Annotated in this window: 13 protein-coding genes; 3 read left to right on the top strand and 10 right to left on the bottom strand. The window is 70.7% G+C overall.

Features of this window, described 5'->3' with window-relative positions; genetic code table 11:
• Nucleotides 1-20: 20 nt before the first annotated feature.
• Nucleotides 21-1,394, bottom strand: a complete 1,374-nt coding sequence (gene dprE1, locus AC29IT_RS10665) for a decaprenylphosphoryl-beta-D-ribose oxidase (protein ID WP_488218604.1) — start codon at nt 1,392-1,394, stop codon at nt 21-23.
• A 171-nt stretch (nt 1,395-1,565) separates the two neighbouring features.
• On the opposite strand from dprE1, the gene AC29IT_RS10660 reads away from it, so the two are divergent.
• Nucleotides 1,566-2,003, top strand: a complete 438-nt coding sequence (locus tag AC29IT_RS10660; protein ID WP_358440189.1) for a GtrA family protein — start codon at nt 1,566-1,568, stop codon at nt 2,001-2,003.
• 15 nt (nt 2,004-2,018) lie between these two features.
• Here AC29IT_RS10660 and AC29IT_RS10655 read toward each other — a convergent pair whose 3' ends face one another.
• From AC29IT_RS10655 to AC29IT_RS10620, 8 genes are all read right to left on the bottom strand, one after another.
• Nucleotides 2,019-2,243 (bottom strand): hypothetical protein, encoded by a 225-nt coding sequence (locus tag AC29IT_RS10655; protein WP_488218603.1) that lies wholly within the window; start codon nt 2,241-2,243, stop codon nt 2,019-2,021.
• Between the two features lie 236 nt (nt 2,244-2,479).
• Nucleotides 2,480-5,797, bottom strand: coding sequence for an arabinosyltransferase domain-containing protein (locus AC29IT_RS10650; protein ID WP_488218602.1), 3,318 nt, complete (start codon nt 5,795-5,797; stop codon nt 2,480-2,482).
• Between the two features lie 168 nt (nt 5,798-5,965).
• Complete coding sequence (locus AC29IT_RS10645; RefSeq protein ID WP_258345004.1) at nt 5,966-6,370, bottom strand: MerR; 405 nt, start codon at nt 6,368-6,370, stop codon at nt 5,966-5,968.
• Complete coding sequence (locus AC29IT_RS10640) at nt 6,367-6,627, bottom strand: hypothetical protein (RefSeq protein ID WP_358440199.1); 261 nt, start codon at nt 6,625-6,627, stop codon at nt 6,367-6,369. The genes AC29IT_RS10645 and AC29IT_RS10640 overlap by 4 nt, the downstream gene beginning before the upstream one ends.
• A gap of 89 nt (nt 6,628-6,716) precedes the next feature.
• A complete protein-coding gene (gene glfT1 / locus AC29IT_RS10635; protein WP_358440202.1) occupies nt 6,717-7,649 on the bottom strand; it encodes a galactofuranosyltransferase GlfT1 in 933 nt (310 codons plus the stop codon).
• Nucleotides 7,646-8,461 carry a galactan export ABC transporter ATP-binding subunit Wzt/RfbE gene (gene wzt / locus AC29IT_RS10630; protein WP_358440205.1) on the bottom strand — a complete coding sequence of 272 codons (816 nt, stop codon included), beginning with the start codon at nt 8,459-8,461 and terminating at the stop codon, nt 7,646-7,648. The genes glfT1 and wzt overlap by 4 nt, the downstream gene beginning before the upstream one ends.
• A 15-nt stretch (nt 8,462-8,476) precedes the next feature.
• Nucleotides 8,477-9,331 carry a galactan export ABC transporter permease subunit Wzm/RfbD gene (gene wzm, locus AC29IT_RS10625; RefSeq protein ID WP_358440207.1) on the bottom strand — a complete coding sequence of 285 codons (855 nt, stop codon included), beginning with the start codon at nt 9,329-9,331 and terminating at the stop codon, nt 8,477-8,479.
• 98 nt (nt 9,332-9,429) lie between these two features.
• Nucleotides 9,430-9,963 carry a bacterial proteasome activator family protein gene (locus AC29IT_RS10620; protein WP_358440209.1) on the bottom strand — a complete coding sequence of 178 codons (534 nt, stop codon included), beginning with the start codon at nt 9,961-9,963 and terminating at the stop codon, nt 9,430-9,432.
• Between the two features lie 101 nt (nt 9,964-10,064).
• Here AC29IT_RS10620 and AC29IT_RS10615 point away from each other — a divergent pair, with 101 nt between their 5' ends.
• On the top strand, nt 10,065-11,264 hold the full coding sequence (locus tag AC29IT_RS10615) for a cysteine desulfurase-like protein (RefSeq protein WP_358440212.1): 1,200 nt from the start codon (nt 10,065-10,067) through the stop codon (nt 11,262-11,264).
• A gap of 63 nt (nt 11,265-11,327) precedes the next feature.
• Here the strand turns inward: AC29IT_RS10615 and AC29IT_RS10610 are convergent, their stop codons facing one another.
• Nucleotides 11,328-12,308, bottom strand: a complete 981-nt coding sequence (locus tag AC29IT_RS10610; RefSeq protein ID WP_358440215.1) for an NAD(P)H-quinone oxidoreductase — start codon at nt 12,306-12,308, stop codon at nt 11,328-11,330.
• Between the two features lie 141 nt (nt 12,309-12,449).
• Here AC29IT_RS10610 and AC29IT_RS10605 point away from each other — a divergent pair, with 141 nt between their 5' ends.
• Nucleotides 12,450-13,922, top strand: coding sequence for a M28 family peptidase (locus AC29IT_RS10605; RefSeq protein WP_488218601.1), 1,473 nt, complete (start codon nt 12,450-12,452; stop codon nt 13,920-13,922).
• The last annotated feature ends 198 nt before the right edge of the window (nt 13,923-14,120 follow it).

Below are 14,120 nucleotides of genomic sequence, written 5' to 3'. Positions count from 1 at the left end.
CCGGTTCTGCAACGCTCCGGTCACAGGCTCAACCTCCGGGACAGGTCGGAATGGAACACGCCCTCGGGGTCGACCGAGGCGCGGATCTTGCGCCACTCGTGGATGCGCGGGTACATCCGCTCGATCATCTCCGCCGTCGTCCGCGACTCCTTGGCGAGGTAGAGCCGCCCGCCCGCGTCGAGCACCAGCTCGTCGAGCTCCCGGCACAGCCGGTCCAGGCCCGCCGTGATCGGGATGTCGACGGTCAGCGTCCAGCCCTCGCTGGGGAACGACATCGGGGCCTCGTTGCCCGCGCCGAAGGTCTTGAGCACGTTCAGGAACGACACGTGCCCGCTCGCGCTGATCTTGTCGATGGAGCGGCGGAACATGTCCTCCTGGCCGAACGGCACCATGAACTGGTACTGGAGGAACCCGTTCGGCCCGTACACCCGGTTCCACTCGCCGACCAGGTCGAGCGGGTGGAAGAACTGGGTGATGTTCTGCACCATCCCGAACCTGGTCGGCGCCTTGCGGTACCAGACCTCGTTGAAGGTGGTGATCGTGTACTTGTTCACCAGCCCGTTCGGGAAGATCGGCGGAGCGGTCATCAGCTGCGGGGCGTTGAACTTCAACGGGTCCTTGCGCAGCTTCTTCGGCAGGTCCTCCAGCGTCGCGGAGTTCCCCCTGGTCAACAGCGCGCGGCCCAGGTTCTCGCCACGCGCCAGCGAGTCGAACCAGGCCACGGAGTAGATGTAGTTGCCGTCGGAGCCGTCGGTGAAGTGCTCGATCAGCTCGTCGAGGTTCTTCGTCTGCACGTTGTCGACCAGGAAGTACGCCGTTTCGACGCGCTTGAGCCGGATGGTCGCCTTCAGGATGATCCCGGTCAGCCCCATGCCGCCGACCGTCGCCCAGAACAGCTCGGCACCGGCGCCCTGCGGCGACAGGGTGCGCACCGAACCGTCGGCGGTGAGCAGGTCCAGCGACAGCACGTGGCTGCCGAACGAACCTTGCGAGTGGTGGTTCTTGCCGTGGATGTCGGAACCGATGGCGCCGCCGACGGTGACCTGGCGGGTGCCCGGCAGCACCGGGATCCACAGGCCGTACGGCAGCAGGCGGCGCATCAGCACGTCCAGCGAGACACCGGCGTCCACCACGACCGTCGCCTCGTCCGCGTCCACCTGGTGCACGCGGTTCAGCGCGGTCATGTCGATGACGGTGCCACCGGCGTTCTGCGACGGGTCGCCGTAGCTGCGGCCGAGGCCGCGGGCGATGACGCCGCGCGCACCCGCCTCGCGGACCGCTCTCGCGATCACGTCGACGTCCGGGGTGCTCACGACCTGAGCCGAGGTCGGCGCCGTGCGCCCCCAGCCGGTCAACCGCTGGCTGGTCGCGTGTTCGTGCTGTACCGATCCCACCCAGCCGAGTCTATCCGCGCCGCGCCCCCGGGTACGGGCGGGTAGCGGCGGCCTAGCACAGGTGTCCCCGACGGTGCAGAGCTTCGCCGCTACACTTTTCGGGGCGACTTGTGGTCGTCCGCCTCCGGGCCAGCCGTACCGACGCTCGTTGCCGACACTTGGGGTGAACCAGTGGCCGTGGCCGAATCCGGTGCAGACACCGAGATCAAGAAGCTCGGGCTGTTCCAGCAACTCTTCCGCTTCGTGGCCATCGGCGGGTTCTGCGCGCTGATCGACGCGGGCACGTACTCGGTGCTGCTGGGCGTGCTGGGCTGGCCGACCTGGTTGTCGAAGTCGATCTCCTTCATCCTCGGCACCACCGCCTCGTACCTGATCAACCGGAAGTTCACCTTCAGCGGGGCGAGCACCGGCAACTCCACGGCCAAGGCCGGGGCGTTCGCGATCGTCTACACGACGACGTTCTTCGTGAACATGGGCTCGAACGAGCTGCTGTGCCGGATCTTCGAGGCGCACGAGGCGTGGCAGTTCGGGCTGTTCTGGGTCATCGCCCAGGGCCTCGGCACCCTGATCAACTTCGTGATGCTGAAGTGGGTCGTCTTCCGCGACTGACCCGGCACCGGCCCGTCAGCGGCTGAACCCGGTGGGCCGGTTCGGCGCGCCGTAGGCGTTGCTGTCCGAACGGGAGCTCTCCACGTGCGCGGTCGCGACGTGCGCGAAGTTCACCGCGAACTTGCCGCCGTCCGCCGTCGTCAGCAGCGTCGTGCCGCCGGAGCCCATCAGCTCCGCCAGGCGCCCGTCCAGCGTCTCGGCCTCGGTCGCGTCCAACGCGATGTGCAGGGGCTGGGACACGCCGGCCAGGTGCAGGACCAATCCAGGTCGTTTTTCGCTCATGGCCCCAGCGCACCACCGCGCGGGCTCCGGCGACAGCCGCTTTCACCCTGGGCGGACGCGCCACCAGGCTTTTTCACCCTGGGCGGACACGAGGAACGGCCCGCCCCACCGGAGATCGGCGGGGCGGGCCGTCGTCGCTCGGGCTCGGGGTCCGCCGGAACGACCCGCGGCGCGGGCCGTTCCGGACGGGCTCCTCACTGCTGGTCGTCGTCACCGCCGAGCTGCTTGACGTCGTTGCGGTCGTCGGAGCTGGGCACGTCGCCCGGCAGCTGGACCGTCTTCGTCAGCGGCCCCGGTGACCACAGGCCGGAGTGCGTCTCGGAGTGCACCTCCATGGCCGCCTGCGCGGGCAGCGCGTCCGGCTCGTACGGGTCCACCTCGTACAGCGAACCCCAGTCCCGGTTCAGGTCCCCGCGCATGTAGGTCGGCAGCTCCCGCACGCTGGAGCTCACGTTCATCCAGCCGAACGGGCCGCCCGCGTCCGGCGAGGACCAGCCCGCGCCGATGTCCCGGACCTCGGCGCCCGCCGACACCCGGAACCGCGGCATCTCGGCGACGCCGCCGCTGATGCCGGAGATCTTCAGGCACGGGTGCACCAGCGCCGCCGTCCACTCCACGAACGTGGGGGCGTCGCCGACCACGTCGGTCATGTTCGACAGCTGCGGCGCGCGCGGGGCGCTCACCGCCAGCCAGCCGTTCGGCGACACCGCCTGGTCGATCGCGACGACCCGCATCTTGGTGGCGCCCTCGGCGTCGCCGCCGACCGTGTAGCGGTAGTCCCGCCACGACGGTCCCGGGCCCTGGCCGACGAACTGGCGATGCATCATCTCGAAGCCCTGCGGGGTGTCCCGGCCGAACTCGAGGACCAGCGCGTTCGCCCCGGACTCCGAACCGGCCAGGCTCAGCACCACCGGGACCTCGCCGGTCGCCGCGCGCTCCGGCAGGTCGTACCACTGGGTGCGCAGCTCGCCGGTGCCGGTGCCCGCCTCGTCGTAGCTGCCCCACACCGGGGCGGTGTCGTCGCCGAACTGGTGCGGCGGGCGCCAGTCCGGTTCCTCCGGGTCCGAACCGTCCCCGACGGGCAGGCCCGGGCGGCGGAAGCCCTCCATCTTCGCGCCCAGGTACTGGCGGGCGTCCTCCTTGTCCTGGGCGCGCTTGGGCACCTCGAAGTCCGGGGACGGCGTGCCCGGCTGGGCGCCGGACACCGGCAGCATGCCCGCCTTCGGATCGGTCTCCACGTAGACGTAGTCGGACAGGCCGCAGCTGGACCCGGCCAGCTGCTTGACGTTGTCCATGCCCAGGCTGTAGCTGCCCGCCTGCTTCTGGATGACCTTGCCGAAGGTCGCCAGCTCGCCCAGCACCAGCAGCGCGCAGATGATCGCCAGCGGGGCGGTGCCCAGCCGCAGGGCGCGGCTGCGCTTCTCCATCCCGGTCTTGTCCGGGAGCTCCACGAGCTTCGGGTTCTTCTCGTCCAGCCGCAGGTGCTCGACGAACGCGACGATGCCCGCGATGGCGGCGATGCCCAGCAGCAGCGTGCTCGCGTCGTGCCCCTTGATCGACGGCGGCTTGTCGAACCACGGCACGCCCCAGCCGGACACGTACCACCAGGCGTTCGGGCCGGTCGCGGCGAACGCGCAGATCACCATCAGGCCGGCGAAGAACGCCGCCCGGTTCCGCCGGGACCGCAGCACCGTGCTGCTCGTCGCCAGCGCCGTCAACGCCGCCAACGCACCGCCGACCGCCGCGAAGATCCCGAAGTGGTGCGACCACTTGGTGGGGGTCAGCGCCAGCGCGACGAAGGACAGCGCCGCGACCGCCAGCAGGCGGCGGCTCGGGCCGAGCGCGGCACCGCGAATGCGGCCCCGGCGCAGCAGCATCACCGCGCAGGTCGCCAGGCACAGCATCACCAGCAGCACCGGGAACCGGCGCACCAGCGAACCGTCCGGGGTAGGGCTGAACAGCAGGTTGTAGCGGTTGAGCTCCTGGTACCAGTCCTCGCTCGGCCCGAGCTCGGTGCGCAGCTCGGTGGCGTCCATGACCGAACCCCACGTCTGGTCCGCGAACACCGCGGTGAGGATCACGAACCCGCAGGCCGCGATCGGCGCCAGCACCGGCAACCAGCCGTAGTCCTTGGCGCGCTGCCGCACCAGCCGCAGCAGCGGCTTCAGCGCCGCCACGTACGGCAGCACCGCCACCAGCCCGTGCGGACCGGCGCCGAGCGCCAGCGCCGCCACCACCAGGCCGAGCGCGGCGGGCATCAACCGGCCGGTGGCCACCGCCCGCTCCACCGCGCACAGCGCCAGCAGCGAGAACAGCGCGATCACCGGCTCGGCCCGCAGCCCGTTGTTGTAGGGCAGCCAGAACGCGAGGAACACCGCGGCCGCGGCCCATCCGGCCGCGTTGCTGCGCCGCACCTGCTGGCCGAGCCGGGGCAGCACCTCGCGGCTGATCAGCAGCCAGCTGACCGAGCCCATCAGCAGCGCGGGCAGCCGCACCCACGGCGTCGCCGTGGACACCTGCACCCACACCGAGTACAGCTCGTAGAACCAGCCGAACGGCGCCTCCGGCACCGCGAACCAGCGGTAGTAGTTGCTGATGTAGCCGGCGCTCTCCCGCGCCCGCGCGATGGTGAGGATGTAGCCGTCGTCGGAGGTCATCGCGCCCGCGATCCACCACACGACCAGCGATCCGAACACCGCCAGGTCCCGCAGCGTCGGCTTCCACCAGCCCAGCGGCGCCCAGCGCGGCGGACGGCGGCCCGCCCGCACGTCCAGGCGGCGCAGGCACACCACCGAACCGACGAACGCCGCCAGCGCCAGCACGATCACCGCGATCTTGATCGGGGTCGCGCTGCTCTCGTAGCGGTTGTCGATGCGGGCTTCGAAGGACAGGCCCCGGATGTCGTCGGCGTTCTCGTCCAGGTCGGAGAAGATGCCGGTCAGCTGCGGGCGCTGGTCGCCGCGCATGTTCGCCAGCTTCTCGTCACCGAGCTCGACCTTGGTGCCCACCGCGTCCGAGCGCACCGTGATGGCGCAGTCCCCCGGCGGCAGCGGCATCGTGCTGATCTGCTGCCCCTTCGACAGCAGCGTCACCTGGCCGTTGTCGACCTGCAGGGTCATCCCGGTGAGGTTGCCGTAGTCGGAGTCCGGCGGGTTCGTGCTCAGCAGGTTCGCCGGACCCTGGGTGCGCGCGTCGAGGCTGCGGATCGAGGTGCACGGCACGGTCGCGTTCATCCACAGCGGTTCGAAGCTCACCAGCGGCGCGGACACCGATTCGGTGCCCTGCGCGGTGGGCCATCTCAACGTGTTGACGTCGTGCTCGACCGGCAGGAAGGGGACCGCGATGGCCAGGACCGCGCCGAGCAGTCCGAGCACGGAGGCGAACCACCTCAGCTGCTTCGCGGACGGGTCGCGCCGGTTCGCCGCCGGGCGTGCCGGAGAGTCCGCCGGTCGATCCTCGGACGACTCCGATGGGTCGTCCTTGCGACTGCTGTCTTCCTGCCCCTTACGCACGCCAGGAGAATAGTAGTCGCTGGTCCGGGGACGTCCGGCGCGTTCGGTGCGGTTCCGATCGAGATCTTCCCCGGCTCCATGAGCAGTACCGATCGAGTGATTCTCAGGTCGCTCTCAGCGTCCCGTGATCCGCCGGTGACCGCCCGGTGACCCGGGCGCCGGGGACGTTCAGGACGCCTCCGCCAGCAGTTGCGCCACGCGCTGGTGCGAGGTGCCGATCACCTCGGCGATGACGCGCTGGCTCAACCCCGCCGCCCGCAGCGTCGTGATGATCTCCAGGCGGGCGCGTTCGGCGTTCTCCGCGGCCTGCCGGGACTGCTCGCGCCAGTGGACCAGCTCCTCGACCGGGCGGGTGTACTCGACGTCGCCCTGGCGGTAGTGCCAGGAGAGGTCGAAGGAGTCCGGTTCCCGGTCGGCGAGACCGGCGATGAGGTCCCGCACTTCGACGTCGAGCTCGTCGAAGTGGTCGACCTCGGTCGCCCCGGCGGGCAGTCCGCGGACCACCGCGACCCAGCCCGAGGACTCCCGGCTCACGTCCACTCGGTAGTCGCCGGCACGTTGCGTTGCGCTCATCGGTCCTCCAGCCACTTCTCGCCGAACACGGGGGCCAAACCTGTCTCGACATGCGTCAGCACATGCCAGGAGATCTCTTTGTTGTGCCCCGTTAAACCGAATCTGGCCACTTCCACACCGTCCCGGTCGTAGACCGCGAAGATCCGGTGCGAACCCTTGCCCCTTCCGGGGATCTCCTTGATCGTCGCCTTCGCGCCGCGAGCCGCGCGGCGCGCCAGGCTGAGCACCTTGGCCGGCTTCAGCTTCTTGTTGACCACAGCATACTTCTACCGCAGTGGACACTCAAGCGGCAAATACGCTAGAAAGATTCACGTTCCGCCGAACGGCGGAACGCGCGCGACCCCGATCAGCGGCGGAAGAACTGCTCCCGGCGGCCCTGCCGGACCAGCCGCAGCCATTCCCGGAACGCCTTCGGGTCCCGGCGGTGGCCGACGAAGTACAGCCCGAACCGCAGCACCTCGAGCATCCCGATCTTGCGCATCCCCGGCTGCGACAGCAGGTAGCCGCGGTTCCGGTAGGTGTAGTAGCGCTTGTTCGCGTCCGACGGGTCCTGCGCGTGGAACCGGCCACCGAGCATCGGCTTGAACTCGTCCGACCCGTCCGGGTGCACGAACCGCGTCTTCAGCGAGGTGCCGAACGGCAGGCCCGAGCGCACCACCCGGCGGTGCAGCTCCACCTCGTCACCGCGGAAGAACAGCCGGTAGTCCGGCACGCCCACCACGTCCAGCGTGGCCGCGCGGAACAGCGCGCCGTTGAAGAACGACGCGATGCCGGGCAGGAAGTCCGCGTCACCGCCGGGAGCGCCGAGCTCCTCCGGGTGCCGCTTCCAGGTGAGGCCGCGGCGCAGCGGGAACGCCAGCTTCTCCGGGTGGTCGATGTTCACCACGACCGGCGAGACGGCGGCGAGCTTCCGGGTGCGCGCCACTTCCAGCAGCGTCGACAGCGCGTGGTCGTCGGCGGGCCTGCCGTCGTCGTCGCCGAGCCACACCCACTCCGCGCCGAGCGCCAGCGCGTGCAGCATGCCCAGCGCGAAACCACCGGCACCGCCGAGGTTGCGCTGCGAGGGCAGGTACGTCGACGGGATCGGGCAGTCCTCGACGGCCTGCCGCGCGGGCTGGTCGGGGCCGTTGTCCACGACGATCAGGTGGTCGGGCACCCGGGTCTGGGTGGCGATCACCTTGAGCGACTCCGCGAGCAGCTCACGGCGATGCCTGGTGACGATCACCGCGACGACGGAGTCGGCGGGGAGTTGCGGCTGCTCGGCGGAGTCGGTCGTCATGGCGCCTTGTCGCTCTCGATCAGGGCGGACTCACCGATCCGCTCCAGGGTTTCCGGGCTGAGGTTCTCGAACGGGTCCTTGCCCTTGTAGGAGGTCAGGACGCTGCGCAGCGAGCCGTGCTCCCGGATGCCGCCCTTCTCCATCCAGAGCCCGGTGGTGCACAGCTCCATCAGGAACTCGTCCGAGTGCGAGGCGAACACCAGGATGCCGGAGCGCTTGACCAGGTCGTTGAGCCGGTCCCGCGCCTTGTCCAGGAACTCGGTGTCCACGGCCCCGATGCCCTCGTCGAGGATCAGGATCTCCGGGTCGATGGACGTGACCACGCCCAGCGCGAGCCGCACCCGCATGCCGGTGGAGTAGGTGCGCAGCGGCATGCCGAGGTAGTCGCCGAGTTCGGTGAACTCGGCGATGTCGTCCATCCGCTTTTCCATCTGCTTGCGGTTCATGCCGAGGAACAGCCCGCGGATGATGATGTTCTCGTACCCGGAGATCTCCGGGTCCATGCCGACGCCGAGGTCGAAGACCGGCGCGACCTTGCCCACCACGCGGGCGCTGCCCCGGGTGGGCTCGTAGATGCCGGACAGCAGGCGCAGCAAGGTGGACTTGCCCGCGCCGTTGTGCCCGACCAGCGCGACCCGGTCGCCGTGGCGCAGCGAGAGGTCGATGTCGTGCAGGGCCTCGATGATCGGAACCCGGCTGTCCGTGCCGATCTTGCCGCCGGCCCGTCCCAGCGCCGCCTTCTTCAGCGAGCGGGACTTGGCGTCGAAGATCGGGAAGTCGACCGCGGCATTCCAGACGTCGATGCTGACCATGTGCAGAACCCCCGATCAGATCCAGTAGGTGACGCGAGCGCGGTAGTTGCGCAGCACGAGCAGCGCCAGCAGCCAGCCGACGACGGTGCAGCCGAGGACGATGCCCCAGTGGTAGAACTTCTCGTCGCCACCGATCAGCGGGTCGCGCATGATCTGGATGTAGTGGTAGAGCGGGTTGATCTCGGCCAGGTTGGCCCGCCACCCGATGCCCTTCTCCTCCAGGATCTTCGCGTCCCACACGATCGGGGTCATGAAGAACAGCAGCGTGGTGAGGCTGTTGATCACCGGCGGGATGTCGCGGAACCGCGTCGCGATGACGCCGAACAGCAGCGCCACCCACGCGCCGTTGATCATGAGCAGCAGGAACGCCGGGAAGGCCAGCAGCACGCTCCACCCGATCGGCATCTGGAAGATCGCGAGGACCACCAGGTAGACGACCATGTTGTGGGCGAACAGCAGCGCCTGGCGCCAGACCAGCCGGAGCACGTGCACGCTCAACGGAGCCGGTAGCTGCTTCATCAGGCCTTCGTTGGAGATGAAGACCTCGGTGCCCTCGGTCAGGCACCCCAGGATGAAGTTCCAGACGATGAACCCGACCGTCAGGTACGGCAGGAAGGTCTTGATGTCCTGCTCGAAGAGCTGGGAGTACAGCAGACCGAGCGCGGTCGCCGTCATCCCCATGCCGATGGTGATCCAGAGCGGGCCGATCACCGAGCGGCGGTAGCGCTGCTTGATGTCCTGCCAGCCCAGATGAGCCCAGAGCTGCTGCTGCTGGAAACCTTGCGCGATGTCTTGGAACGCCTTGCGCCAAGTCCGTGCGGACGTCTCGGGCGGGGCCGGAGGGCGCTCTTGCGTGCTAGTGGCCTGCACGGTGCGTCAGAGTACCCACCGGCCACACCCGACCGAGTACAGGGCATCGCTGCCGCGATCACTCTCGGCATACCGGACACCCGGCGGCGCTGCTCCGATCAGAGGTACTGGCCGGTTCCCCGCGACTGCGGGCCCACGTCGCCCTCCCCCGCGCTGCCCGCGGGAAGGCCGCGCCGCATCTGCTCCAGCTGGGCCCGCGCGGCCATCTGCTGGGCGAACAGCGCGGTCTGCAGGCCGTGGAACAGGCCTTCCAGCCAGCCGACCAGCTGCGCCTGCGCGATGCGCAGCTCCGACTCGGACGGCGTGGACTCCTGGGCGAACGGGAGGGACAGCCGCTCCAGCTCCTCGATCAGCTCCGGGGCGAGGCCTTCCTCCAGCTCGCGGATGGAGGACTGGTGGATCTCCTTGAGCCTGCTGCGGCTCGCCTCGTCCAGCGGCGCCGCCCGCACCTCCTCCAGCAACTGCTTGATCATGGTGCCGATGCGCATCACCTTCGCGGGCTGTTCGACGAGCTCACCGACGTTCTCCCGCTCCCCGACCGCCTCCGCGGACGGGTCGCCGCCCGAGCCGAGCGGCGTGCCCTCGCCCACCACGAAGATCTCGCGCTGCTGGTCCTGCTCGTTCTGGTTCATGCCCACCATCCTGACGCGTCCCGGGCCGCCGGGTGCGCGTGGCGCGCTGGATCAGACCACCCGGCGGTCGTCCGCCCGGTCCCGCTCCGTACGGTATGACCATGGCGTTCGACGTCGCTGCAGTTCGCGGGCTGTTCCCCGCGCTCGGTGACGGCTGGGTGCACCTGGACGCCCCGGCGGGCATGCAGGTTCCCGAGCAGGTCGCGACCGCGGTGTCCACCGCGCTGCGCGCCCCCGTCTCCGGACCTGGCGGGATCTTCCCCGCATCGCAGCGCGCCGAGGCCATCGTGGACGCCGCCCGCCGCGCACTGGCCGATCTCGTGGGTGCCGACCCCGCCGGGGTGGTGCTCGGGCCGAACTCCGCCGTGCTGCTGCAACGGCTCGCCGACGGGCTCGGCGACGGCTGGATGATCGGCGACGGCGTCGTGGTGTCCCGGCTCGACCACCCCTCCAACGTGGTGTGCTGGCAGCGGGCCGCGCAGCGCTCCGGGACCCAGGTGCGCTGGGCCGAGGTGGACATCGAGACCTGCGAGCTGCCCGCCTGGCAGTACCAGGACCTGGTCGACGAGCGCACCAAGGTGGTCGCGGTGACCGCCGCCTCCGGCGCCGTCGGCACCCGCCCGGACGTCCGCCAGATCGCCGAGATCGCCGCCGCGCACGACGCGCTGGTCGTCGTCGACGCCTCCGCCGCCGCCCCGTTCCTGCCGCTGGACATCACCGCGACGGGCGCGGACGTGCTCGCGCTGAACGCCTCGGCGTGGGGCGGGCCGCCGGTCGGCGCGCTGGTGTTCCGCGATCCGGCGATGATCGACCAGCTGCCCTCGGCGGCGCTGGAACCCGGCTGGCGGGGCCCGGACCGGCTGGAGCTCGGTCCGCACGCCTACCCGCTGCTGGCCGGGCTGGTGTCCTCGGTGGACTACCTGGCCGGGCTGGACGACGCCGCCGCGGGACCGCGCCGGGAGCGGCTGCTGACCTCGCTGAGCTCGGTGAAGGCCTACCAGGCGGGGTTGCTGGCGAACCTGACCGGCGGGCTGCGCAGGCTGCGGAACGTGATGGTCATCGGCGACGCGATGCGCCGGGTGCCGTCGATGGCGTTCACCGTGAACGGGGTGAAGGCCGTGGACGCGATCGAGCACCTCGCCGAGCAGGGCGTCTGCGCGTTCGCCGATCCCGGGACGCACGGGGTGTTCGCGGTGCTCGGCGTCGGCGAGGTCGGCGGCGCGGTGCGCGTAGGCCTCACCCACTACACCAACACCTACGAGGTGGACCAGCTCCTCCGCGCAGTAGCCGCCCTCACCTGACCCCGCACCGAGGTGAGTGGCCCACCCGCCCAGTGAGGCTGGGCGAATGGGCCACTCACCTGGTCACGATCGGGTGAGCAGGATCTTGCCGTGCACGCCGCCCGCTTCGAGCAGCGCGTGCGCGCGGGCCGCTTCCGGCAGCGGGACGCGGTCGTGCACGATCGGCAGCACCTTCCCGGCGGCGACCAGCGGCCACAGCTTCTCCCGCACGTCGGCGACGATGGCCGCCTTCCCCGTCGGGCCGTCCACCGGCCGCCCGCGCAGCCCCAGCACCGAGATGTGCAGCCGCTTCACCAGCATCTTGCCCAGGTCCAGTTCGGCCTTGCGGCCGCCCTGCATGCCGATCACGGCGAGGTGCCCGTCCGGGGCGAGCGCGGAGAGGTTCCGGTCCAGGTAGGCGGCGCCCATGTTGTCCAGCACCACGTCCGCCCCGCCGAGGCCCTTCACGACCTCCACGAAGTCCTCGTCCCGGTAGCTGATCACCGGATCGGCACCGAGCTCCCGGCAGAACTCGATGCTCTCCGGCGCGCCCGCGGTCGCCGCGACCCGCGCGCCCAGCGCCCGGCCGATCTGGATGGCGCTGGTGCCGATGCCGCCGGAGCCGCCGTGCACCAGCAGCAGCTCGCCCTCGGCGAGGCCGCCTTCCATGACCACGTTCGACCACACGGTGCACGCGACCTCCACCAGCCCGGCCGCGTCGACCAGGTCGACGCCGTCCGGGACCGGGAGCAACTGCGCGGCGGGCACCGCGACGCGCTCGGCGTAGCCGCCGCCGGACAGCAGCGCGCACACCTGGTCGCCGACCTGCCAGCCGGTGACGCCGTCGCCGAGCTCGGCGATGGTGCCGGAGCACTCCAGGCCGAGGATCTCGCTGGCGCCCTTCGGCGGCGGGTAGTTGCCCTGGCGCTGCGAGAGGTCCGCCCGGTTCACCCCGGCGGCGGCGACCTCCACGAGCACTTCGCCGGCCGCGGGCCGCGGATCGGGCTGCTCGGTCCACTCCAGCACTTCCGGGTTCCCCGGTTCACGGATCGCGATGGCATGCATGGCACCGACGGTAATACCTGCACGCGCTCCGGCAATATCGGGAAAAACGCCCGCCAGGACCACCATTCGGACATTCTTGACTCCGTCGGGGGAGCTGTCGAAGCTGATCGTCACGAACTCACCTTGGGGAGCCAACAGAACATGAGTGCTGTGAAACCCGGTCGCCGCGCGACCGCCGCGTTCGCCACCTTCGCCGCGATGCTGCTCGCCGCCGCTCCTGCTTCCGCCGCCGCCACCGACCTGGGCGACCGGGTCGAGGTGGACGCGGTGCACCGGCACCTGATCGCGCTGCAGCGCATCGCCGACACGCACGACGGGAACCGCGCCTCCGGGCTGCCCGGTTACGAGGCCAGCGTGGACTACGTGGCGGGCAAGCTGCGCGCGGCCGGTTTCGACGTCACCACCCCGGAGTTCGATTACCAGGCGTTCTTCCTGGACTCGTTCGCGCTGGACGTGGCGGGAGCCCCCGTCGAGGGCGGTGCGCTGGAGTACTCCCCTGCGACTCAGCCGGGCGGGATCACCGCGCCGCTGACCGTCGCCGCCGTCGACGACACGCCAGGCTGCGAAGCGGCCGACTACCCGGCGGACGTGGCGGGTTCGGTGGTGCTGGTGCAGCGCGGCTCCTGCACGTTCGCGGAGAAGCAGCTGGTCGCCGCGGAACTCGGCGCCGCGGGCACGATCGTCTACAACAACGTCGAAGGCCCGTTGAACGGCACCCTGGGCGACCCGGCCGACGCGCGGATCCCCAGCGCGGGCGTGGACCTGGCCACCGGGCAGCGGCTCGCCGAGCAGGCCGGGGCGCCGGTGCACCTCGACGTGCAGTCGAGGCTGGAGGACATCACCACCCGCAACGTGATCGCCCAGACCCGCAGCGGCCGCACCGACAACGTGGTGGTCGCCGGGGCTCACCTGGACAGCGTTCCCGAAGGGGCGGGCATCAACGACAACGGCAGCGGCACCGCCGGGCTCCTCGCCACCGCCGAGGCCCTCGGCGGGAACCCCGGCGCGGAGAACGCGGTGCGCTTCGCGTTCTGGGGCGCCGAGGAATCCGGCCTCGTCGGATCGACGAAGTACGTGCAGAGCCTCGGGTTCGAGCAGCAGCTGGACATCGCGCTGTACCTGAACTTCGACATGATCGGTTCCCCGAACGCCGGGTACTTCGCCTACGACGGCGACGACTCGGACGGCGTCGGCGCGGGCCCCGGCCCGCACGGTTCCGGCGCCATCGAGCAGGACCTGGTCGCGGCGCTCGCGGAGCAGGGTGTCGAGGCCGAGGGCACCGACTTCGACGGCCGCTCGGACTACGGCGAGTTCATCGCGAACGGCATCCCCGCGGGCGGGCTGTTCACCGGCGGCGACGGCACGAAGACCGAGGAGCAGGCCGCGAAGTGGGGCGGCACCGCGGGCCGGACCTTCGACCCGAACTACCACACCCCGCAGGACGACCTGTCCAATGTGGACAAGGTGGCGCTGGAGCGGAACTCGAAGGCGCTCGCCGACACCATCGGCCGGTACGCGCAGAGCACCGAGAACGTCAACGGCGCGCAGCGCCGCACCGCCCAGCGCACCGCGGCCGCACCGCTCCCCCTTCTCGGGGAGCACGCGGTCCGCTGACCGGCGGCCGAGCGGCCCGCCCGGACCGGGTGGGCCGCCCGGCGCGTTCGGGAGTCGGCCGCCGGAACCCGAATCCGCACGTCCGGTGCATTCAGGAAGCCCGCGGCGGCACTCGGAACTCGGGTCCGACCGCTCGGCGCGTTCGGGAGGCACGCGGCGGGGGACCGGAACCGGGTCCGCACATCGGGTGCGTTCGGC

The organism is Saccharopolyspora sp. MMCC62 (assembly GCF_057736575.1).
The sequence above is the reverse complement of the archived record's forward strand: the minus strand, read 5'-3'. Positions and strand labels throughout refer to the sequence as shown.

Coding starts and splice junctions, on each gene's coding strand:
- AC29IT_RS10645 (WP_258345004.1), bottom strand. CDS start 6,370: ATGAGCGCAACGCAACGTGCCGGCGACTACCGAGTGGACGTGAGCCGG.
- glfT1 (WP_358440202.1), bottom strand. CDS start 7,649: ATGACGACCGACTCCGCCGAGCAGCCGCAACTCCCCGCCGACTCCGTC.
- wzt (WP_358440205.1), bottom strand. CDS start 8,461: ATGGTCAGCATCGACGTCTGGAATGCCGCGGTCGACTTCCCGATCTTC.
- AC29IT_RS10620 (WP_358440209.1), bottom strand. CDS start 9,963: ATGAACCAGAACGAGCAGGACCAGCAGCGCGAGATCTTCGTGGTGGGC.
- AC29IT_RS10615 (WP_358440212.1), top strand. CDS start 10,065: ATGGCGTTCGACGTCGCTGCAGTTCGCGGGCTGTTCCCCGCGCTCGGT.
- AC29IT_RS10610 (WP_358440215.1), bottom strand. CDS start 12,308: ATGCATGCCATCGCGATCCGTGAACCGGGGAACCCGGAAGTGCTGGAG.
- AC29IT_RS10605 (WP_488218601.1), top strand. CDS start 12,450: ATGAGTGCTGTGAAACCCGGTCGCCGCGCGACCGCCGCGTTCGCCACC.